We start from the raw sequence: 20961 nt of genomic DNA on the forward strand, positions 1-20961 counted from the left end.
GATGTAGATCAGCTCATTGCCGACGCCCTCGCCGGACTGCACGGTGTTGAAGGAGAACAGGTTGTGCATGCCGACGAACCAGGCGCCGAGGCCGACCAGCATGAACAGGGTGATCTTGGTGAACCGTACCGGGACGCCGACCGCGCGGGCGCTGTCCTGGTCGCCGCCGACGGCGAAGACCCAGTTGCCGTACTTGGTGCGCAGCAGCACCCAGGTGGCGAGGGCGGCGAAGAGCAGCCACCACACCACGGTGATCTTCACCTGGACGCCGCCGACGTCGAAGGAGGACGCGAAGATCTTCTTCGCCTGGCCGAAGCCGTCCATGTCGCTGACGTCGTCGGTGGCGACATTGCCGGTGACCAGTTTGGTGACGGCGAGGTTGACGCCCTGGAGGATGAGAAAGGTGCCGAGGGTGACCAGGAAGCTGGGCAGTCCGGTCCGCACCACCATCCAGCCGTTGAAGGCGCCGACGGCGAGCGAGACGACCAGGGCGGTGATCACACCGGTCCACACGTTCAGGGTCAGCTGGTAGCTGAGCATGCTCGCGGTGAGGGCCGAGGTGATGACGGCGACGCCGGAGGACAGGTCGAACTCGCCGCCGATCATCAGCAGGGCCACGGGCAGCGCCATGATGCCGATGGTGGAGGACTGGTAGAGGACGGTGGCCATCGAGGCGCCCTGGCGGACCGAGGGCGCGGCGATCAGGAAGAAGACCAGGACGGCGACGGCGCCGAGGAAGACGCCCACCTCGGGGCGGGCCAGCAGCCGCAGCGCGGGCGGGCGCCGGGTCGTACGGCCGTCCCGCTCGCCGGTGCCGGGTCCGGTGCCGGGTCCGGGTGCCGGCGGGGTGCCGACGGCCTGGCCGCCGCCGCTCATCAGCGGGTCCCCTTCGCGGCGAAGCCGGCCACCGTGCCGACGTTCGACCTGTCGACGAAGGCCGGCCCGGTGAGCACCGGCGCGACCCCGCCGCCGCTGTAGTTCCCGTTGTACTTGTAGAGCCAGAGGGCGTCGACCGCCAGATAGCCCTGGAGGTACGGCTGCTGGTCCACGGCGAACTCGATGCTGCCGTTGCGCACGGCCTTCACGAGGTCCTTGTCGAGGTCGAAGGTGGCCACCTTGGCCTTGCTACCCGCATCGCCCACCGACTGCACCGCGGTGGCGGCGAACGGAGCACCGAGGGTGACGACGGTGTCGATCGAGGTGTCCTGCTTGAGCTTGGCCGTGACGGTCGCCCGTACGGAGGGCATGTCGGTGCCGTTGACGTACAGCGTCTCGGTGGTGCCCTTGAAGGTCTTCCTCAGTCCGTCGCAGCGCTGGGTGAGGCCGATGTTTCCCTGCTCGTGGACGACACAGACGACCTTTTCGGCGCCGGTCGTGTTGAGTTTGTCGCCGAACGCCTCGCCCGCCACGCTCTCGTCCTGCCCGAAGAACTCCAGCAGACCGAGCCGCTTCCAGTCGGCCAGCCCGGAGTTCAGACCCACCACCGGGATGTCCGACCGCTCGGCCCTGCCGAGCACGCTCTTGAGGGCGTCCGGCTTGGCCAGGGTGACCGCGATGCCGTCGACCTTCTGGTCGACCGCGTTCTGCACCAGGTTCGCCTGGTTTCCCGCGTTCGGGTCGGCGGAGTAGACGAGTTTGATGTTGTCCTTGGCCGCGGCCGCCTCCGCGCCCTTGCGGACGGTGTCCCAGAAGGTGTCGCCGGGCGCCTGGTGCGTGACCAGGGCGACCGTCATCCGGGGGGTGTCCGCCGTGCCCGCGGCGGCGTTCGCCTCGGCCTGTTCGGCCTTCTTGCCGCCATGGCCGCTGGAGCAGCCCGTGAGGGCGAGCGCCGCGGCGGCGACGATGGCCACCAGCGGTACCGACGTGCGCGAGCCCGAGCGAGAAGAGCGATCCATCGTTCTTGCACCTCACTGTGCGTGCGACGGGAAGGGCGCTGTTGCGTCGGGACGCGATACAAGTCCCCGCCGGAGCCACTGTCAATACTTTGTCCAGACATGGCCAGGCCGTCAGGTCCGGGGTTTACGTGTGTGCCACCTCCGAATTATCCGATCCCAAAGCCCGCTTATATGACTTATAAATTCACTCTCTTTCACCGCCCGGTTGCGCCCCGGGGTGGTGAAGAGGGCGCATATTTCGCACCCCTCATGAGATCCGGCCAGAGGTGGATCATAATTGGCCGGAGAATTCACCGACATGGCCGTCGGACCAGCTGAGGGACATACTGGCGACGTGCCACTCCGCTCCCGGACCGGATGGCCGGAAAGGCCACAACGGTGGATTCGGAAACGCTGCTGTCGTCGATGTTCACGGCCGAGGGGAAGGAAGACCCCTATCCGGCCCTGGCCGAACTGCGCCGTATCGCCCCCGTCTATTATCACGAGAAGCTCGACACCTACTTCCTGACCCGGTTCGCCGACTGCCAGCAGGTGCTGAGCGACCCGTCCTGTCTCACTCCCGATCTCACCTGGTGCGAAACGGAGTTGCCCGACTGGCGGGAACATCCGGCCGCCGTGTTCTTCTATTCCTCGCTGCTGCGCGCCAACGGCACCGACCATGTACGGCTGCGGCGGCTGGTGGCCGACCGGTTCAGCGCCCGCCGGGTCGCCGTCCTCACGGAACGCATCGAGACCACCACCACGGCCCTCCTCGACCGCTTCGCCGACGCCACCCGTGACGGCGGCGCCGCCGACTTCCAGGAACTGGTCGGCTACCCGCTGCCCGTCGCCGTCGTGGGCGATCTGATCGGGGTCCCGCACACGGACCAGGACCGCTTCCACCACTACGGGCAGGACGCCAGCCGGTTGCTGGAGCCGGTGCGCACGGACGAGGACTGGAAGCGCGCCGACGAGGCCGTGACCGCCCTGCGCGGATACTTCGCCCAACTGGTCGCCCTGCGCCGGCGCAGGCCCGCCGACGATCTGGTCTCCGCGCTGCTCGCGGTGCGCGAGGCCGACGACGGCCGGCTCGCCGAGAGCGAGCTCCTGGACATGCTGCTGCTGGTGTTCGTGGCCGGCTTCGAGACGACCACCAGCCTGCTCGGCCTGACCGTGCACGCCCTGCTCAGCCATCCCGACCAGCTGGCACTGCTGCGCGAGGACCCCGCCCTGGTGCCCAACGGCGTGGAGGAGTCCCTGCGTTGGGACACCCCGGTGCGGATGACGGAGCGGATCGCCACCCGTCCGCTGACCGTGGGCGGCGTCGCGATCCCCCAGGGCGGCAACATCACCACCGTGCTCGCCGCCGCGGGCCGCGACCCCGCCCGGCATCCGGACCCCGACGCCTTCGATGTGCTGCGGCCCGACATCCGGGTGCTCAGCTTCAGCGCGGGCGCCCACTACTGCCTGGGTGCGGCCCTGGCCCGCCTCGAAGGCGCCGCCGTCGTACGGCAGTTGCTGGCCCGCTTCCCCGGACTGGCCCACGCCCGCCGCCCGGTGCGCCGGGACAGCATCAGTCTGCGCGCCTTCACCCGGCTGCCCCTTGTCACCTCGGGCTGAGCGGCCCCCGCTCGGGCCCCGGCCCACAGAAGGGACGTCCGTGAACTTCCTGCACACCGAACGCGCCGTGCTCGACCGGCTGCTCCCGGGCCTGGACAGCGCGCTCGCCGCACATCCGCTGGCGGATCTGGAGCGCGCGCCGAGCCCCGCGATCGAGGCGTTCCGCGCGGCGGGCGGCCCGGGGCTGCTGGTGCCCGCCGAGCACTCCGGCGCCGGGGCCACCGTGCTCCAGGCGGTCCGGGCACAGCGGGCCGTCGGCGCCCGCTGCCCTTCCCTCGCGGTCGCCACCACCATGCACCACTTCTCGGTCGCCGGTCTGGTGGAGACCGCCAGGCACGGCACCGGCATGGAGGGCCTGCTGCTGAGCGCGGTCGCCGGTGAACGGCTGCTGCTGGCCTCCGGGTTCGCCGAGGGCAACACCGGACAGAACATCCTGCGCCCCGGCATCCGGGCCGAACTCCGAGGCGGACGGGTGGTGTTGAACGGCAGCAAGAAGCCGTGCAGCCTGTCCCGTTCGATGGACCTGCTCACCGCCTCCGTCACGCTCACCGGCGCGGACGGGGTGGCACGCCTCGCGGTGGCGATCGTACCGGCGAAGACCCCGGGGCTCACCGTGCGGCCGTTCTGGAACAGCCCGGTGCTGGCGGGGGCCGAGAGCGACGAGGTGCTGCTCACCGAGGTGGAGCTCGATCCGCAGATGGTCGTCAGCACCGAGGTCACGGCCGACGCGGTGCCCGACTCACTGAATGTCGCGGGCTTCCTCTGGTTCGAACTCCTGCTGACCGCAGGCTACTTGGGGGTGATCAGCGGCCTGGTCGAACGGGTGCTGACCAAACCCGGGGGCTTCGGCGGCGATCCGACACCGTTCCTGGTCGATGTCGAGGCCGCGATGCTCGCCGTGGAGGCCGTGGCCATGGCCATGGAGAGCGAGGCATGGGACGACACGCTGCTGGTGCGGGCGCTGCACGCCCGGTACGCGGCGCAGGACGCCATCGCCCGCACCGCGCCCCGCTGTCTGTCCGCGCTCGGCGGGATGGCGTTCATCGGCTCGCCCGACGGCACCTATCTGGCCTCGGCCGCGTCCGGGCTCGCCTTCCATCCGCCCTCGCGCCCCCGCATGGCCGAGCCGCTGCGGGAGCACCTCGGCGGCGCCCGGCTGCGCATCGGCTGAGCGGCGCGGTGCGCACCGGTTCCGGCCGTCGATCCCACCCGCCGAGGAGGCACCCATGAGGCGAGAGCGCGGCGCGGCACCGCGGCCCGGCGAACCACCGCCCGTGCGGCAGCGCTACCGGGTCGAGATCGCGGACACCGTCGACGCCGTGCCGTCGGAGGTCTGGCGGGAGCTGGCCCCGGCGCACGATCCGCTGTGGTCCCAGGGGGTGTTCGCGGCGATGGAACGCGGCAATCTCGGACCCGAGGGCTACCGCTATCTGCTGCTGCGCCGGGGCGACGAGACGCTGGCCGTGCTGCCGCTGTGCCTCTTTCCCGAACTGCGCCTGGACGACGTGGTGGGTCCGCGTGAGCGCCGACTGCTGCGCCCGGTGCGCGCCATCTGCCCCGGGCTGCTGCGCGTGCCCATGCTGTTCTGCGGCCATCTGCTGGGCCAGGGCCATGTCGCGGCGGCGAGGCCGCTGCCACCGGAGGCCGTACGACTGCTCGTGTCGGCCGCCGGGGACGTGGCCGACTGGTCCGGGCTCGGGACCGTGGTGTTCAAGGACTTCGGCGACGCGGAACTCGCGCTCCTGCGACCGGAGTTGGAGCGCGCCGGGTACTTCGTCACACGCAGCATGCCGGACACCGAACTGCGGCTCGGCTACGACTCGTTCGAGGCGTACGTCCGCGCGCTGCCCGCCAAGCCCCGGCGCAACGCCCGGAGCAAGCTACGCAAGTTCGCGGCCTGGCCGGGGGCCCGCGTCGAGATCGTCGAGGACTTCGCGCCCCTGGTGCCCGACGTACTCGCCCTGTACGAACAGGTGATGGACCGCGCGGACCAGACCCTTGACCGTCTGGACGCGTCCTTCCTCACCGCCCTGGCGGACTCCACCGAGCCCCGGCGGGCGCTGGTCGCCGTGTTCGAGGACGACCGGCTGGTGGCGTTCCTGCTGTGCCTGTTCCGGGGCACCGGCGCGACCGGGGCCCGGATCGGCCTCGACTACCGCATCGCCCACGAGGCACGGCTCTACCACGCCGTGCACTACGCGGCGATCCGGCTGGCCATCGAGTCGGGCTGCACCCATATCCGGTTCGCGCAGACCGCGTACACACCGAAGGTGGAGCTGGGCTGCGGCCTGGTCCCGCAGTCCTACGCCCTCACCCACCGACGCCCGCTCCCCCGCGCCCTGTTGCGCGCCCTGCTGCCGCGCGCCCTGGACGCCGCCCTGGCCGAGGCCCTCGGCGCGCACGCCGATCTGCTGCCCGCGTCCGTCGCCGCCCCGCCGTCCGCGCCCGCCGCCGCGCCCGAGAAGAGGACTTCGCATGCCCCGAGTTGACGTGGAACTGCGCATCGCCGCCTCGCCCGATCAGGCCTGGGCCGCCGTGGCCGACGTCGAGTCCTATCCGGGCTGCATGGACAACGTGGAATCGGTGACGGTGATCGAGCGGGGCGATGCCCGGCACCGTACGACGGCGTGGTCGGTCCGGCTCAAGGGCTCGGTCCTGCGCTGGACCGAGGCGGAGGTGCTCGATCCCGGAGCGCGGCGCTTCGACTTCCGTCAGGTCACCGGTGATCTGGGGGACTTCTCGGGCCACTGGGCCGTGACCCCGGCCGGCGCGGCGCACAGCACGGTGTCCCTGCATGTCGACTTCGACATCGGCATCCCGCTGCTGGCCGAGATGCTCAACCCGGTCGCCTCCGACGCGCTGCGGGAGAACGCCGCGCAGATGCTGCGGGCACTGGAGCGGCGGCTGGTGGCCACGGACACGGACGCGGGGGTACGGCGGTGACCGGGAGCCCGGCCGCGGGGCTCGACCAGGACCATGAACTCCCCGACGCCCAGGGCACGTTCGAGCTGGTCCGGCGGCACTTCTCGCCCCGGCTCGCGCTGACCGGGAGCTTCGCGGGGCGGGGCGCGGTGGAAGTGGGCGCCGAGGGATGCCGGGTGACCCTCTCCGACGGCCGGAGCGTGCTCGACTTCGGCTCCTACGCCGTACCGTTGCTCGGGCACCGGCATCCGGCGGTCGTGGCGGGCGTGCGGCGGGCGCTGGAGACCCTGCCCACCGCGACCCGCAGCCTCGCCAACCCGGTGACGGCGCGGGCGGCCGCCACCCTGGTGCGGTACTTCGAAGGCGCCCTGCCGAAGGTGTACTTCGGGCTGAACGGCGCCGACGCGGTGGAGGTGGCGGTCAAGCTGGCCCGGCTGGCGTCGGGGCGCGGCCGGGTCCTCGCGGTGCGCGGCGGGTTCCACGGCAAGTCCACCGGCGCGCTGGCCCTCACCCACAGCCCGCTCTTCCGCACCGGCCTGCGCGGCAGCGTGGTCGACGTGGTGCACGCCGACCCGGAGGACGTCGAGGCGGTCGAACGGGCCGCTGCCCCGGGTGAGTTGGCGGCCGTGGTCTTCGAACCGGTGCAGGGCGAGAACGGGGTCGTACCGCTGCCTCCGGCCGTGCTGCGGCGCTGGTGCGCGGACGCCCGGCGGCATGGCGCGTTCGTCATCGCCGACGAGATCCAGTGCGGGCTGCGGCGCTGCGGCGAGCGGTCCGTCGCGCTCGCGCAGGGGCTGCCCGTGGACGCGGTGCTGGTGGGCAAACCGTTGGGCGGCGGTGTCGTACCGCTGTCGGCGGTGGTGTGTTCCGAGGAGTTGTACGCGCCGCTGGAGGCGGACCCGTTCCTGCACTCGGCGACCTTCGGCGGGCACCCGCTGGCGTGTGCCGCGCTGCCACCGGCCCTGGCGGCCATCGAGCAACTTGCCGAACATGGCCTCGAGTTGGCACAGGCGATGGCCGAGGGGCTGGACCGGCTCGGCAGCCGTCGTGCCGCTGCGGTGCGCGAGGTGCGCGGCCGCGGGCTGCTGTGGGGGGTCGACTACGCCTCCCCGCATCTGGCCGGCGATGTCGTCCTCGACCTGGCCGACGCCGGACTGCTGGTCTCCCCCTGTCTGAGCCGCCCCACCACCGTGCGCCTGCTGCCCTCGCTCGCCTGCGGCCTGCCGGAGGTGGCGGAGGCGCTGGCCGCCCTGGACCACGCCACGGCCGAGGCCGAGTCCCGGTGCGCCGAGAGATGACCCCGAAGCCCGTCCGTGCCGCGCCACCGCTCAAGGAGAAGAACCCCCATGCCCACCCGGACCCGCGAACAGCTCGACCTCCTGCTGCGTACCGTCGTCTCCGATGTGATCGGCACCGAGCCGGAGGAACTCCATGGCGGTACCAGCCTGGTGGAGGATTTCGGGATCGACAGTCTCGAACTCATGGAGATCGGGTCCCGGTTGGAGTCGGCGCTCGGACTGCGCATCCAGGTGGGGGACTTGACGGCGGCCGAGACCCTGGGCGAGGCCGTGGACCTGCTGGAGACCCGGCTGGCGGAGCCGCGGTGAACGCCCGGGACGCGCGCGGCCGGTTCCGGGTGGCCGTGACCGGTGTCGGGGTGAAGTCGCCCGCGGGCAACACACCCGAGGAGGCGTTCCAGACGTTCCTGGCGGCCAAGTCCACGGCGGCGACGGTCGATCGGCTGGTGGCCGAGGCGGTGCCCGTGCGCTTCGCCTGTCTGGTGCCGCCGTTCGAGCCCGAGGCGTATCTGACCCGCCGTGAGGCCCGGCAGATCGACCGGGTGACCCTGCTGGCGCTGTGCGCGGCGGCCGACGCGGTGACCGACGCCCGGCTGCCCGGCGATCTGCCCCCGGACCGCACGGGGGTGCAGCTGGGCACCGGCATCGGCGGACTGCCCAGCATGGAGGCGACCGCGCTCGACCACGGCGGCTTCCCGATGGGCATGCCGGTGCACACCGTGCCCCGGACCATGACCAACTCCCCGGCGTGCCGGATCGCCATGCGGTTCGGGTTCCGCGGCTCGTGCACCACGTACGCCACCGCGTGCGCCAGCGGCACCACCGCGCTCGGCGAGGCGGCCCGCAAGATCCGGCACGGCGAGCTGGACGTGGCGCTCGCGGGCGGCGCCGACGCTCCGGTGACGACCGTCATCATGAGCGGCTTCGCCCGGATGCGGGCGGTCTCCCTGCGCAACGAGGAGCCCTGGCTGGCCAGTCGGCCCTTCGCCGCGGACCGCGACGGCTTCGTGGTCGGTGAGGGCGCGGCGCTGCTGGTGCTGGAGCGCTGGGACCTCGCGGTGGCGCGCGGGGCGCGCATCCATGGGGAGATCACGGGCTACGCGGACAACTGCGACGCCTTCCACATCGTGGCCCCGCACAAGGACGGCTCCGTCGCCGCGGCCTGTATGCGCTCGGCGCTCGCCGACGCGCGTCTGGCGCCCTCGGAGGTCGGCCATGTCAACGCGCACGGCACCTCCACGCTGCTCAACGACCGTGCCGAGGCCGCGGCGATCGACCGCTGCTTCGCCGGGCAGTCACCGCCGGTCACCGCGCTCAAGGGTGTCACCGGCCATCTCATCGGCGGTTCCGGGGCGTTGGAGGCGGCGCTGGCGCTGCGCTGCGCCTCGGCGGGCCTGGTCCCGGCGATCGCCAACACCCGCACCAGCCCCGAGGCCGACCTCGTGGACCTGGTCACCGGGGCGCCCCGGACGGTGCGTTCGGCTCCCGTGCTGTCCAACTCCTTCGGTTTCGGCGGCCAGAACGCCTGCCTCGTACTCTCCCCCGCCCCCTGATCCCTCGCGCCCGCTCGGAGACGAAAACCATGCGCATCCTCGTCACCGGTGCCACCGGTGTGATCGGCACCGAGACCGTCGACACCCTGCGCGCTGCCGACGCGCCGCCGCACGTCCTGGTGCGTACGGCGCGCCGCGCGACGGGCCCGGACATCGTGCCCTGGGCTCTCGGCGGGGCCCCGGTGCCGGCGCGGCTCGGCGGCCCCTGGGACGTCATCGTGCACACCGCGGCCTCCACCCGCTGGACGATGACCCGCACGGAGGCGCTCGCCGCCAATGTGGAGCCGCTGCGCGCGGTCCTCGCCCTCGCCGGCCGCGACACCCATCTGGTGCATGTGTCCACGGCGTACGTCGCCGGGGAACGGGGCGCGGCGGCAACGGGGTTCGACGGCTACCGCAATGGCTACGAGTGGTCCAAGGCAGTGTGCGAGGAGGTGGTGCGCGAGGAGCACCCCGGCCCCTTGACGATCGTCCGCCCTCCGCTGGTGGTCGGCAGGCGCCGCGACGGCCGGATCGCCCGCTTCTCCGGCCCGTACACGCTGCTGCACGCCCTGGTGTCCGGGCTCGCCGCGGTCGTCGTCGGCGACCCGGACGGCTTCGCGGAGATCAGCCCGGTGGACGAGGTCGCCCGCGCGATCGCGGACGCGGCCCTCGGCGCTCCGCCGCGCGCTTCCCGCACCGAGATCGTGGCCGCAGGCCCCGCGAGCCTGCGCCTCGCCACGCTCATCGATGTGACCTGTACGGCGCTGAACACCTTCCGCGCCACACGCGGCGCCCCACCGATCGCCCGCCCCCCGATCGTCCTCCCGGACACCTGGACCCGCTTCTTCCTCCCCCTCGCCGACCGCTATCTCTCCCCGTTCCAGAGCGAGGCGGTCAAGCTCTTGGCCATGTTCCAGAGCTACACCAGCATGGCCACCCCTTTCACCCCGACGTATCCCGTCCGGGATCCCGCCGACGCGATGACGACCGCGGTCCACCACTGGGCCGTACGGAAGCCCCGGTTGGCGTTGGCGGAGCCGCGGCCGTGGACGCTGCTGACGAAGGGCGCGTGAGCGGGTCGGCTCCGGGTTCAGCGCGTGGTCGTCACTGCCCTGCGCGAGCGGTCGTACCGTGATTTCATGCTGGGGTGGAACAACCGGCACAGCCCACGGCTCAAGAGGCTTACGGCTGCTGTGTCCGCCGGCGCGAGGACGCGGATCTCGACGCCTGTGTGGCGCTGCTGGCCGAGGTGCACGAGCGGGACGGCTACCCGGAGAACTGGCCCGAGCGTCCCGGTGACTGGCTGGCCCGGCCTACCCTGTTCGCCGCCTGGGTGGCCGAGCTGGAGGGCCGGATCGTCGGTCATGTCGGCTTGTCCGAGGGCGGGGTGGAGGACCGGGCGCCCGGCCTGTGGAGCCGTCGGGCCGGGACGCCCATCGAGGCGACCGCCGTGATCAGCCGTCTGTTCGTGTCTCCCGCGGTGCGCGGCCAGGGGGTCGGTGCCCTGCTGATGGAGCGGGCCGCAGGCGAGGCCCGGCGGCGCCGGCGCCATCCGGTCCTGGACGTCCTGACGTCCGACACCTCGGCCGTGGCCCTGTACGAACGGCTGGGGTGGACCTTGCTGGACACCGTCGACCAGCGGTGGAGTCCCACCGAGACGGTGACGGTGCACTGCTACGCCGCGCCCGTCATCCCCGGCGGGGAGCGGCGGACCCCGTCCGGGCCATGAGCCGGATGTCGTCGTCGCAGGTCACTCGAAGGTGAAGGTGAAGACCGAGCGGACCTGTTCGGCGATCTCATGGAGATCGGCGACGCTGTCAGAGATGATCATGGCCTCGGCGAAGAAGTTCTCCCGTTCCATCGTCACCACCCGGAAGTTGTCGAACAGATAGCCGTCCACCACCCCGGGAATCCGCTTGAGCTCCTCGACGGTGGTGGCGCTCGCCAGGGTGCCGACGCGGTCGGCCTCGAAGGGGAGCATGGCCAGCAGCTCGGCGCCACCGGAAGTCGCCCCTGCCAGGGTGTCGTCCAGTCGCTCGCCCAGTGCCATGCGGACCGACATGTCGATGGGGTCGACCCCGCAGGTCCGCTGGGTGGCCGCTCGGTACATCCGGCCACCGGGGCGCGGGTTGATCTCGACCAGCTCGCAGCTGCCGTCCGCGCGCACCCGCCCTTCGACATGGAACCAGCTGCTCTCCAGGCCGAGAGAGGCGCAGAGGATCCCGATCCGCTCCGACAGGTCGCGCACGGCCTGCCGGACGTGCGCGGAGGGCGGGGGCGAGATGAGGAGTCCCGCGTCGTGGTGCCGCAGGTTGTCGTGCTCGGTCTTCTCGACCTCGAAGAGCGGGTGGAACAGGCCGTCCAGCACCGGACCGTCGACCGAGAACTCGACGCCGTCGATGTACTCCTCCACGATGGCGTCCGTGTCCGGACCCATGGTGTCGGCCAGGTCCTTGAGGCGGGAGCGGAGTTCCATGGCGTTCTCGGCGCGGCGGACGAGCCGTGAACCACCCGAGTCCTGGTCGGGCTTGACGATGACCGGGTACGAGGTGATCGCCTCGACGTCCAAGGCGGCGGCGGTTCCCGCGACGAACGGGAGCGAGGACAGGCCCCGGTCCGTCATGGCCGCCCGCACCCGGGCCTTGCTCAGCAGGACCTCCCGGCCGCTCTCCCCGCCCGGCAGCCCGTAGTGCCGTGCCGTGCGCACCTGCCAGGAGATCAGCGAGTCGACGAAGTTGACGACGGCGGTCGGCTCCACGCCCGCCGCGTCGACCGCCGTCACCAGCTCCTCCAGGCTCGCCCGCTCCCAGTCGACGACGATGTGGGCCGCGCAGTGGTCGCGGTTGACGTCCTCCGGCTCGTCGGAGACCAGGACGGGGCGGCGTCCCATGTCCGAGAGCATCCGCGAGACGAGGCGTACGCCGCCCTCGAAGCGCTTGGAGTAGATCAGGACATCTCGCTCAGCAGCCACGTCGTTTCTCTCTATCTGTGTCCGGGCAATGGGGCAGGAGGTGATGCGGGCCGGGCGTGCGGCCGGTCAGGAGGTGGAGGGCTGCTCGCCTGCGGTGTCCGCGGCCCGTGGCCGCTCGCCCAGCACACGGGCCTGTTCGAGGGTGGTGGCGGAGCGCAGCGGCGAGAACATCAGCCAGAAGGAGACACACAGGTACGAGGCCCCGACGATCCAGATGGCCCGGCCGGGCCCCAGTGCGTCGGCCAGGGCTCCGCCGGCGAAGGCGCCGAGCGGCAGCGTCCCGAGGGCCACCAGCCGGTAGCTCGCGGTGACCGCGCCCAACTGGTCCTCCGGCGGGATGGTCTGGCGCAGACTCACCGCGAAGACGTTGAAGAGCGCCACCCCGAAGCCGTTCACGACGAAGGCGAGGGCGAAGAGGGCCACCAGGACGACGGTACCGAGGTCGAAGAGGGCCACGGCGGGGACGAGGAGCAGACCCACGGCGGCCAGGACCACGCCCCAGGTGAGTGCCCTGCCCACGGTGAGCCGGGCGCCGATGCGCGCGGCCACCAGCGAGCCGACCAGCGCGCCGACGCTGCCGATGCCGATGGCCACGCCGATGGTGGTGCCGCTGAGGCCCCGCTCGCGGACGGCGAAGACCAGGAAGACGGTCAGGAAGCACTGCTCGTGCAGGTTGGACAGGCCCGCCTGGGTGCACAGGTCGCGCAGGGGCCGCAGGGACCAGGTGTACCGCAGCCCCGATCCGATCGAGCGCAGTGCCGACTGCCGCGGCACACCGGGGGCCTTGACGCCGCGGAGGAGTGATCCGCTGAACGCCGCACCCGCGAAGAGCGCGGCGGTGACGGCGAAGGTGGGCGAGAGCCCTGTCCTTCCCACCAGGAAGCCCGCCGCCGAGGGGCCGGCGAGCTGGCTGATGGAGTAGGTGGCCTGGTGCAGTCCGTTGGCCGAGGAGATGGAGTCCACAGGGACGATCTTGGGAAGGGTGGACTGGTAGGCGACCTCGTAGAAGACGGTGGCCGTGCCGATGATCGCGGCGGCCGCCACGACCTGGGTGGCCGTCAGCCCTCCGGCGGCCTGGGCGAGGCCGAGGAGCCCGAGCGCGGCACCCCGGACCAGGCTGGTGAGTACCAGCGTACGGCGGGGCGGGTGGCGGTCGACCACCATCCCGGCGACCAGCGACAGCACAACGACCGGGACGAACTGCACGGCGGAGATGAGGCCCACCTCGGTACCGCTGGCATGCAGGGCGGTCACCGCGACCAGCGGGAGCAGGAAGTTGGTCAGCTGAGCCCCGAAATGGGCGGCGGACTCCCCTGTCCATACGTTCCGGAAATCCCTGTTCTCCTTGAGGAGAACTCGGATTTCGTCGTCTAGGATCGCCATCTCGTCCTTCGATCGAACCAATTTGAAAATGAACCTAGCACACGCCTCATCCATACGCTAGAGTGCGTCGCGGACCGACGATTCGACGGACCTCCAGAGAGACGAGGATACGGTGTCGGAATATTCGGTATTGACAGACGACGAATTAAGGCTGCTGCCGTCGGACGAGGATGTCCTGCGCTACGAGAAGACCGGCTGGTATCTTTCGCAGAAACTGCTCAGCGACGCGGAGACCGAGGCCCTGACCGAGGCCAGCGAACGCTTCTACGCAGGTCACAGGGACCGCGAGCTACCCGTTCGGCCGGATCGACTGGCCGACTGGTCCGCCGCCGACGGCGAGATCCAGCGCAACAGCGACTACATTCATTACCGGGACGAGACTATCGCCGAAATTCTCCGTAAACCCCTCGTCGCCGCCGTGGCCGCACGATTGGCGAGAACACCGGAGATACGCACCTTCCAGGCGACTCTCATTTATAAGCCGGCAGCCCCGGAAGAAACGTCGAACATTGTCTCCTGGCATTTCGACAAATACTTCTGGCCCACCTGCTCGTCCGACAACATGCTGACTGCCTTCATCCCTTTCCATGACTGCACGGAAGAAGCGGGAACCATCACGATGGTGCCGGGAAGCCATCGGTGGGAACGGCGCCACGGCGCCGAGCGACCGGCCGGCGATCCCGCCGATGTGGCCCGCGAATACCTGCTGGAGGGGGACGCGGAGCGCAACGGCGCCACCATCGAACGGGTGCCCGTGCACATACCGCGGGGTCATATGACCTTCCACCACTGCCTCCTGTACCACGGCAGCGGGCCCAACCGCAGCCCGCGCCCCCGCCGCGCGATCTCGTTCCACCTCCAGGACGCGTCCAACGCCTACCGGCACTACCGGGACTCCGACGGCCGCCAGCAGCCGTACAAGCACGACGTCCTGGTACGGCGAACCCCGTCCGGGGAACCGGACTACACGGACCCGGAGTTCTGCCCCACCCTCTGGCCCGCCGGGGGATGAGGGCTCCGGCCCCGGGGCTCGCGCCGGTCCCGGGGCCGAGGCTCGCCCGGGGTGCCGTACCGGTCGGCCGGCGCGTCACTCCGTGGCGTCCGTCGTGAGGGTCACAGCGGGGTGATCCTGCCCAGCTCCCACTCCCCCTCCTCCATTCCGCCGCCGGCCTCGGCCCGCACCGAGTCGGCCAGGGCCTGGTCGGCGGCGGTGTCGCGGGTCAGTCCGGCGCCCCGGACCAGCGGCAGCGGCAGCACCGCCGCCCAGACCGGATGGAGCCGCGCCCCACGTCTGACCTTCGCCTCCACTGCCGACAGGCCCAGATGCAGGGTGTCGAGCCGATGCCGCTCCATGTGCCGCAGCGGGCCGTAGTACACGGCGTTGAAGTACTCGTACGCGTCCCGGGTCCGGGTGTAGTCGAACCCGGCCACCCGGGCGTAGAGCATCTCCCGCCAGGTGAAGGCGACATGCCCGCCGACCAGGCCGCCCTCCTCGTCGACGACACGGAAGACCGTGCTGAGGCCGTCGAGGTGCTCGGCCTGGACCTTGAGGAACGCCCGGATCTCCGCCAGGTCCAGGGAGGCGTCGTACCGGTCCATGGTCTGGCCGATCAGCGGCGCCAGTTCGTCCACGCACTCCGACAGGGGCGCCGTCTCCAGCGAGAGCCCGGCCTGTTCGAACTTGCGCACCTCGTAGTCACGCTTGCGGACGTTGCGTCCGAGCAGTCGACGGTACGACTCGAAGGTGCCCCCCTCGTTGTGGATCACGGCCTCGGCGCTGCGCAGCTGTGCCCGGACCGGGAACAGACCGGCGAGCAAGCGCAGGCTGTCGGTGGTGAGGAAGTCGAAGAGGAGGGCGTCGCGGCCGAGCCGGGCGGCGTGCTCCGCCAGGCCCTCGACCAACTCGGCCAGGGCGTCCCGCTGTTCCGCCTCCCCTCCGGCGAGCAGGAACTCGTTGTGGTACCCGGTGCGGGTGCCGACGCGCAGGACCGCCCGGTCGGCGGCGACCGGCGGAAGGGGCGGGGCGTTCTTCGCGGGGAAGTCGTAGGACGGGGTGGCGGCGAGCAGCCTGCCGTCCGACGACACCACGGTGTAGGTGGCCGCGGCGAAGTCGGGGCGCTCCTGCCCGGCGAGCCAGCCATGGCTCTGGTAGAAGCAGGAAGCGGGCACCAGGGAGTCCCAGGTGTCGCGTGCGATGTCGCCGATCGATGTCAGATGCCTGGTCTCGGTCACGGCCGGGGCCTCCTTGCGCACCGTCCGGTCCGCGGGGTGGTACGCGTGTTCACAGCTGCCAGCCCTTCGTGTCGACTCCGCCGACCACGTGCCGCGCGTACGCGGCCCCGAACGCCTCGGTCTCCTCGCGGTTGCGTTCCCGCACGGCGTCCGGGTCGGCCCCCAGCGGCCGGTCCACGCCCACGAGCACCGTGTACAGGGGGACCGGCTGGGCACCCCGGCTCAGCTTGGCCTCGAAGGTGCCCAGGCCCAGGTGGATGGCCCGGGTGGACCGGCCCGTCCCCTGCGCGACCGGGTGGTAGACGACCAGGTTGAAGTAGTCCGCCTTGTTCTCGTAGCCGTAGTCGAAGCCGGCCACCCGGGCGTACAGCATGTCCTGGTGGCGGTAGCGCAGGGCGAAGCCGACGGGGTTCTCGCCCTCCTCGGCCAGCAGCAGGGTGCTGCGCTCGCCCAGATGCCGTCCCTGCCGGCCGTAGACCTCCGCCGCCTTGGCGACCCCGTAGTCGTGGCCGTGCTTGCGCATCAGCGCGCTGTTGAGAGGGGCGATACGCTCCACGACCTCGGGCAGCGCCACCTCGCGCACGGTGCGCCCGCTCTCGCGGAAGGTCCGCACCTCACGCCGGGCGCGGGGGCGCCGTTTCGCGGGGAGCCAGGCGTAATAGTCCTCCAGGTCGTCCCAGAGGCCGACCGGGAGCACCGTCTCCACGTCGTGGAAGAGGACGACGGCGTCCTCGTGGGCGCGGGCGAGGTCGAGCGCGTCCTCGCGGGGAAGGTAGTAGTAGGCGAGGACGGACGCCTCCGCCTTCTCGGCGAAGGCCAGGGCCTCGGCCGTCAGGGCCTCGACGGCCGCCGCCCGCCGCTCCGGTCCGGCGTCCGGGTGGTGGACGACCTGGCCCCGGAACTCGGACCAGCCCGCCCCGATCGCCAGGGGCCGCGAGGCGACCGCCGCGTGGCGCTCCTCGTCGACGAGTCCGGCGAGCAGATCGGCCGGCGTGTAGAGCGCGTGCGGGGGCCGGGCGAACGCGTAGACCTCGAGGCCGGCCGCCATGGCGCCCTGGGCGTCATGGGCCGTGACGCGCCGGGCCCGTGCGCCGGGGGGAAGCTCTTCCTCGCGTACGCCCTGGAAGCCCGCGGTCGAGTAGATGGTGGACCCGGACGTGAGAGAGTCCCAGTCGGCGCCGGGCAGCGCGCCGACTGTGTCGTAAGTGCGGACATCCATGGGTAACTCCCGACGTTGACAAGAGGGTTGTTGCATCGGCCCGGAGAGGGTCACCGGGGGATCCGGCCGACGAGGTCGCGTACGTCGCCGTCGCGGAACCGGATGAGGCGCACGCCGGACTTCGCCAGGCGTGCGAACAGCTCCTGGTTGGCCCGCTGTTGCTCCGCCCGCACCTTGAGGGCGTACCAGAGGATCGAGCGGGGGCCGACGACGGTCCACAGGGTTTCCCGGGTGCCGCCCCAGAGCTTCTCCCGGCGTATCCAGCGACGCAGGGTGCGGCGCAGCAGCCGGGGCCAGGCCAGGCGCAGCGGCGGGTCGACCCAGACCACGCAGTCGGCGGTGTGCGCGTAGGCCGCGACGGCGGCGGGGAACTGGCCGTCCACCACCCAGCGTTCACCCTCCAGCGCCTTGCCGACCTCGGCGAGGAATTCCTCCTCCGGCACCGGTGTCCACCCGGGACCCCAGAACAGGGCGTCCAGGCAGACCGGGGGCGCCTCGGACCGCGTCAGCAGTCCGGCGAGGGTCGACTTGCCGCAGCCCGGGCCGCCGACTATCCATACCTTCCCCGCCGGTGGGCCGCCGGAAGGGTTCTCTTCACTCACAGCAGGTTCCTCTCCACCCACATGGCCACCCCGTCCTCGTCGTGGGAGGCCGTCAGTTCCGTCGCCGAAGACCGTACGTCAGAAACGGCGTTGGCCATGGCCACCCCCCTGGCGGCCGCACGCAGCAGGCTCAGGTCGTTGGGCGCGTCACCGAAGGCGACGACCGCGCTCCAGTCGAGGCCCCGGCCCTCAAGGAGCCATGAGACGGCCGACCGTTTGTCCGCTCCCGGCGCCGAGACCTCGACCAGCCCGGCGTCCGAGGAGGTCCAGCCGAGACCGGCGGGCGCGAGGAGGCCGGGCGGGGGCGGGGCGGCGCGCAGGGCCATGAGGCAGAGGACGTCCTCGTCGTCCGGCACCTGGCCGACCCGGGGCGCGTCGGCGCCGCCGCTGCTGAGGACGTCCGGCCAGTCGGGTCCGAGCAGCCGTCCGGAGGGGCGGTCCAGAGCCCAGGGCACCGGGCCGAAGAGGGTGAGCGCCTCGCGCACCCGGGCCGGTGCCATGGCGCGGACCCGCCGCGGCCGGGGGTCGTCCAGATCGCCGGTGACGGCGCCGTTCGACGAGACGAGGGACGCGCCCAGGCCACGCAGCGGCAGCAGCACCTGCCGGGCGGACCAGGCGGGCCGGGCGGTGGCGAGGACCAGGTGCACGCCGGCCGCCACGGCCGCGGTGAGGGCCTTGGCGGTGCGCTCGCCGACCTCGTGGTCCGCGTTCAGGAGGGTGCCGTCCAGGTCCGAGACGACGACCGCCGGGCGGGCGCCCCCGGGAAGGTGGGGGCGCCCGCCGGTCCGTGCGGTGTCCGTGGAGGTCACGGGGCCGGTTCGGGGGTGGTGGGCAGCGGCATGCGGTGCACGATGGCGGCGGCGTATCGGTGGTAGTGCCATTCTTCGTAGCCGAGGTGGCTCTCGCCGCGGATGCCGAGGTCGGCGTTCTCGAAGAGCTGCCAGCCGGGGCGGTCGACGATGGTGTCCATCTCCTCCCTGGGCGGGTAGTAACCGCACCGGCGCTCCTCGTCGTTGAGCCCGATCAGGTACTCGCCGAAGAAGATGCCGCCCGGGGCGACCATGTCCATCGCGTGGTGGATGAGCGCTTCCAGGGTGTGCGCCCGGTTGGGGGGCATCGACCACAGGCCGCTGCCCATCACCAGCTGGAAGTCGCCCGAGGCCGGGAGGGTCATGTAGTCCTGCTCGACGATGACGCAGTCGTCGGTGAGGCCCTCGGAGGCCAGCCGCTGCCGCAGGCCGACGACCTCGTGGTGGCCGTCGACGAGGTCGAACTCGCCCCCGTTCAGGAAGAGCGCGTCGGTCTCCACGCCGACGACCTCCCAGCCGGCGCGGAGCAGGGGAAGGGCGAACTTGCCGTCCGAGGCGCCGAGCACGCAGGCCCTCGGGCGGACCCGGCGGGCGTACTCGCCCAGCGGGATGTAGCGGGCGAGCGCGGGGAAGTACGAGTAGTACGGCCCCCAGTAGCTCTTCTCGTCGACGTCCAGCACATGGTCTTTCAAGGGAATCCTTTCGCGGGTGGGCGTCATGCGCCGACGGGGGTCGCCGACTCGGCGGCGCTGTTGCGGGTGCTGCCCCATCGCTCGGCCGAGGCCTCGTGGATGAACCAGATGTCGTCCTCGTCCAGGAGCCGGGAGACCACCTCGGGGTATGCCTCTTCGAAGTACGTGTAGGGCGGCCGGTTGTCCTTGCGCGAGTGGTAGTCGAGCCGGTCCTGCCCGTGTGCCGCGGTGATGGCGGTGCCGGGGTGGTAGGTGAGGATGTTCGGGCTGGCCATGACGAGCAGTCCGTCGTCGATGAGCCGGCCTATCTCCTCGATCGTCTCCTCGATGGAGTCGCGGTTCTCGCCGTCGAGTCCGAACAGGACGGAGCTGCCGACGCGGATCCCGTGGTCCCTGATGGTGGTCAGGGCTTCCCGTACCTTGCTCACCCATGCCTCGGGGTTGCGGCGCAGCAGGTTCTTGCCGACATTGCGCATGACCTGCTGGGCCATGCTCTCGATGCCGATGTAGACGTAGGTGCAGCCGTTCTCCCGCATGAGGTCGAGGGCCGCGTGGACCTCCGGCGCCTTGGCACGGTTGAGGACGACGTCCACGGTGAGCTGTGCGCCCCACTCGAACGACCGTAACTCCGGCTTGCGGGCCCGCAGGCGTGCCAGGTCGTGGCAGAAGTCGGTGATGGCCTTCCAGTTGCCGCCCCAGAAGACCGGGTCGTCGAAGAAGGCGGCTTCCGTTCCCCAGTCGACCAGTTGCTCGATGCGCTGGGCGACGTGCTCGGTCTCGGACACCGCGAAGCGCGTGGGGCGCTTGGAGACCTGGATGCTCTCGGAGCAGAAGGTGCACTTGAAGGGGCAGGCGTCCAGTGTCATCACATGGGCGGTCCGGCTGCCCAGGGGGGAGCTGCCCGCGCGGGTGAAGATCCCGAACCGGGCCCGCACGGAGAAGGCCTGGTACGGCGAGGGGAGTTGCGACGCGTCGATGCGCTCACCCCGCACGGGGACGAGCACGGCCTCGTCCGCCGTGAGGCCGACGATGTTGCCGGCCCCCTTGGTCGTCCCGTCGTGGGCGGCGACGAGCGCGAGGGCGTCAAGGATCTCCTCGACGGGGGCGGGGCCTGATGCGGGGGTCGTGACCAGTCCGAACGCGCGTAACAGCAGGTCGAGGAGGGGAGATCCGTCCCCTGCGACCACGAAGTCGACCACGGGCCGGGCCCGGCCGTCGCGGATGACTTCCACCGTGCTGCTCCAGGACAGGTCGGCCGTGCGGGCGGCGTCCTGGTAGCGGACGGTCTCGTCGGCGTGCCTGCCGCCGAGGACCACCAGGCAGCCAGGGGCGTGTTGCTTGGCCAGTTCGGCCATCTCCAGCGCGTAGCGGTGGCCGGCCGACACCGAGCTGAGCAGCAGCACCTTGGGGCGCAGCGCCCGGAGTTCGGTGATGAACGCCTCGCGGGCCACGTCGTCCCAGATGCGCGGGTCGAAGACATGGCCGTCGGTGGTGCGGCTGTCCGCCACGAGCACGGAGCGGTGTCCGTCCTCGGCGAGGCGGTAGGCGTCGTCCGGGTAGTGGCCCCAGTCGGCGGCCACGTCGTCCAGCGACGGCTGTTCCGGGAGCCCTCGCACCAGGCGTGCGACGGACCGTTCGATGGTGAGGGAGAGTGCCGAGTAGAGGCACATGGGGTCGCCGGGGTAGGCGACCTCGCCGCCGCGGCTGGTGGCGACGGGGACCAGGGCGGCCATGATCGGGAAGAGGTAGGGGTCCCGGACCGGGTGGGGGGCGGTGTCAGCGGCCCGCTCGAAGAGTTCGCGGC

General features: G+C 71.5%; 20 protein-coding genes. 10 read left to right on the forward strand and 10 right to left on the reverse strand.

Annotated elements, in window-relative coordinates; translation table 11 throughout:
* Together CCN72_RS23960 and CCN72_RS23965 are read right to left on the reverse strand one after the other, a co-directional pair.
* On the reverse strand, positions 1–876 hold an 876-nt coding region (locus CCN72_RS23960), incomplete at its 3' end, for an ABC transporter permease (protein WP_244174423.1).
* Positions 876–1895: a substrate-binding domain-containing protein gene (locus tag CCN72_RS23965; protein ID WP_086809464.1), complete on the reverse strand. Its 1020-nt coding sequence runs from the start codon at positions 1893–1895 to the stop codon at positions 876–878. The genes CCN72_RS23960 and CCN72_RS23965, both read right to left, overlap by 1 nt.
* A gap of 378 nt (positions 1896–2273) precedes the next feature.
* Between CCN72_RS23965 and CCN72_RS23970 the strand changes: the two genes are divergently transcribed.
* The 9 genes from CCN72_RS23970 (at position 2274) to CCN72_RS24005 (ending at position 10978) form a co-directional block, all read left to right on the forward strand.
* Positions 2274–3494, forward strand: coding sequence for a cytochrome P450 (locus CCN72_RS23970; RefSeq protein WP_158101400.1), 1221 nt, complete (start codon positions 2274–2276; stop codon positions 3492–3494).
* Between the two features lie 40 nt (positions 3495–3534).
* The gene (locus CCN72_RS23975; protein WP_086809468.1) at positions 3535–4665 is read left to right on the forward strand and encodes an acyl-CoA dehydrogenase family protein; all 1131 of its coding nucleotides are present in this window, start codon (positions 3535–3537) and stop codon (positions 4663–4665) included.
* Positions 4666–4720: 55 nt separating this feature from the next.
* Positions 4721–5983, forward strand: coding sequence for a GNAT family N-acetyltransferase (locus CCN72_RS23980; RefSeq protein WP_086809470.1), 1263 nt, complete (start codon positions 4721–4723; stop codon positions 5981–5983).
* Positions 5970–6437 (forward strand): type II toxin-antitoxin system RatA family toxin, encoded by a 468-nt coding sequence (locus CCN72_RS23985; RefSeq protein ID WP_086809472.1) that lies wholly within the window; start codon positions 5970–5972, stop codon positions 6435–6437. The genes CCN72_RS23980 and CCN72_RS23985 overlap by 14 nt, the downstream gene beginning before the upstream one ends.
* Complete coding sequence (locus CCN72_RS23990; protein WP_208638078.1) at positions 6434–7714, forward strand: aspartate aminotransferase family protein; 1281 nt, start codon at positions 6434–6436, stop codon at positions 7712–7714. Before CCN72_RS23985 ends, CCN72_RS23990 begins: the two co-directional genes overlap by 4 nt.
* A 48-nt stretch (positions 7715–7762) precedes the next feature.
* Positions 7763–8023, forward strand: coding sequence for an acyl carrier protein (locus CCN72_RS40775; protein WP_232984839.1), 261 nt, complete (start codon positions 7763–7765; stop codon positions 8021–8023).
* Positions 8020–9267 carry a beta-ketoacyl-[acyl-carrier-protein] synthase family protein gene (locus CCN72_RS23995; RefSeq protein ID WP_244174425.1) on the forward strand — a complete coding sequence of 416 codons (1248 nt, stop codon included), beginning with the start codon at positions 8020–8022 and terminating at the stop codon, positions 9265–9267. The genes CCN72_RS40775 and CCN72_RS23995 overlap by 4 nt, the downstream gene beginning before the upstream one ends.
* A gap of 29 nt (positions 9268–9296) precedes the next feature.
* Positions 9297–10322 (forward strand): SDR family oxidoreductase, encoded by a 1026-nt coding sequence (locus CCN72_RS24000; RefSeq protein ID WP_086809476.1) that lies wholly within the window; start codon positions 9297–9299, stop codon positions 10320–10322.
* Positions 10323–10396: 74 nt separating this feature from the next.
* Positions 10397–10978 carry a GNAT family N-acetyltransferase gene (locus CCN72_RS24005; protein ID WP_086809478.1) on the forward strand — a complete coding sequence of 194 codons (582 nt, stop codon included), beginning with the start codon at positions 10397–10399 and terminating at the stop codon, positions 10976–10978.
* A 21-nt stretch (positions 10979–10999) separates the two neighbouring features.
* Here CCN72_RS24005 and CCN72_RS24010 read toward each other — a convergent pair whose 3' ends face one another.
* Together CCN72_RS24010 and CCN72_RS24015 are read right to left on the reverse strand one after the other, a co-directional pair.
* Positions 11000–12220: an ATP-grasp domain-containing protein gene (locus CCN72_RS24010; RefSeq protein ID WP_086809480.1), complete on the reverse strand. Its 1221-nt coding sequence runs from the start codon at positions 12218–12220 to the stop codon at positions 11000–11002.
* Between the two features lie 66 nt (positions 12221–12286).
* Positions 12287–13603 (reverse strand): MFS transporter, encoded by a 1317-nt coding sequence (locus tag CCN72_RS24015; protein WP_158101401.1) that lies wholly within the window; start codon positions 13601–13603, stop codon positions 12287–12289.
* Positions 13604–13715: 112 nt separating this feature from the next.
* Between CCN72_RS24015 and CCN72_RS24020 the strand changes: the two genes are divergently transcribed.
* Positions 13716–14615: a phytanoyl-CoA dioxygenase family protein gene (locus tag CCN72_RS24020; protein WP_086809484.1), complete on the forward strand. Its 900-nt coding sequence runs from the start codon at positions 13716–13718 to the stop codon at positions 14613–14615.
* 101 nt (positions 14616–14716) lie between these two features.
* On the opposite strand, the gene CCN72_RS24025 is transcribed toward CCN72_RS24020, so the two are convergent.
* The 6 genes from CCN72_RS24025 to CCN72_RS24050 all read right to left on the reverse strand — a co-directional run.
* The gene (locus tag CCN72_RS24025; protein ID WP_143664180.1) at positions 14717–15835 is read right to left on the reverse strand and encodes a hypothetical protein; all 1119 of its coding nucleotides are present in this window, start codon (positions 15833–15835) and stop codon (positions 14717–14719) included.
* A gap of 49 nt (positions 15836–15884) precedes the next feature.
* Complete coding sequence (locus CCN72_RS24030) at positions 15885–17054, reverse strand: GNAT family N-acetyltransferase (RefSeq protein WP_158101402.1); 1170 nt, start codon at positions 17052–17054, stop codon at positions 15885–15887.
* 50 nt (positions 17055–17104) lie between these two features.
* Entirely contained in the window at positions 17105–17656 is a 552-nt protein-coding gene (locus tag CCN72_RS24035; RefSeq protein WP_086809490.1) for a P-loop NTPase family protein, read from the reverse strand.
* The gene (locus CCN72_RS24040) at positions 17653–18465 is read right to left on the reverse strand and encodes an HAD family hydrolase (RefSeq protein WP_158101403.1); all 813 of its coding nucleotides are present in this window, start codon (positions 18463–18465) and stop codon (positions 17653–17655) included. The genes CCN72_RS24035 and CCN72_RS24040 overlap by 4 nt, the downstream gene beginning before the upstream one ends.
* Positions 18462–19157: a class I SAM-dependent methyltransferase gene (locus CCN72_RS24045; RefSeq protein ID WP_143664182.1), complete on the reverse strand. Its 696-nt coding sequence runs from the start codon at positions 19155–19157 to the stop codon at positions 18462–18464. The genes CCN72_RS24040 and CCN72_RS24045 overlap by 4 nt, the downstream gene beginning before the upstream one ends.
* Before the next feature lie 23 nt (positions 19158–19180).
* Positions 19181–20961: B12-binding domain-containing radical SAM protein (locus CCN72_RS24050; RefSeq protein ID WP_086809494.1), on the reverse strand; the 1781-nt coding region annotated here is incomplete at its 5' end.

The sequence above is a fragment of the Streptomyces murinus genome (assembly GCF_002154555.1).
Classification (GTDB): domain Bacteria; phylum Actinomycetota; class Actinomycetes; order Streptomycetales; family Streptomycetaceae; genus Streptomyces; species Streptomyces murinus.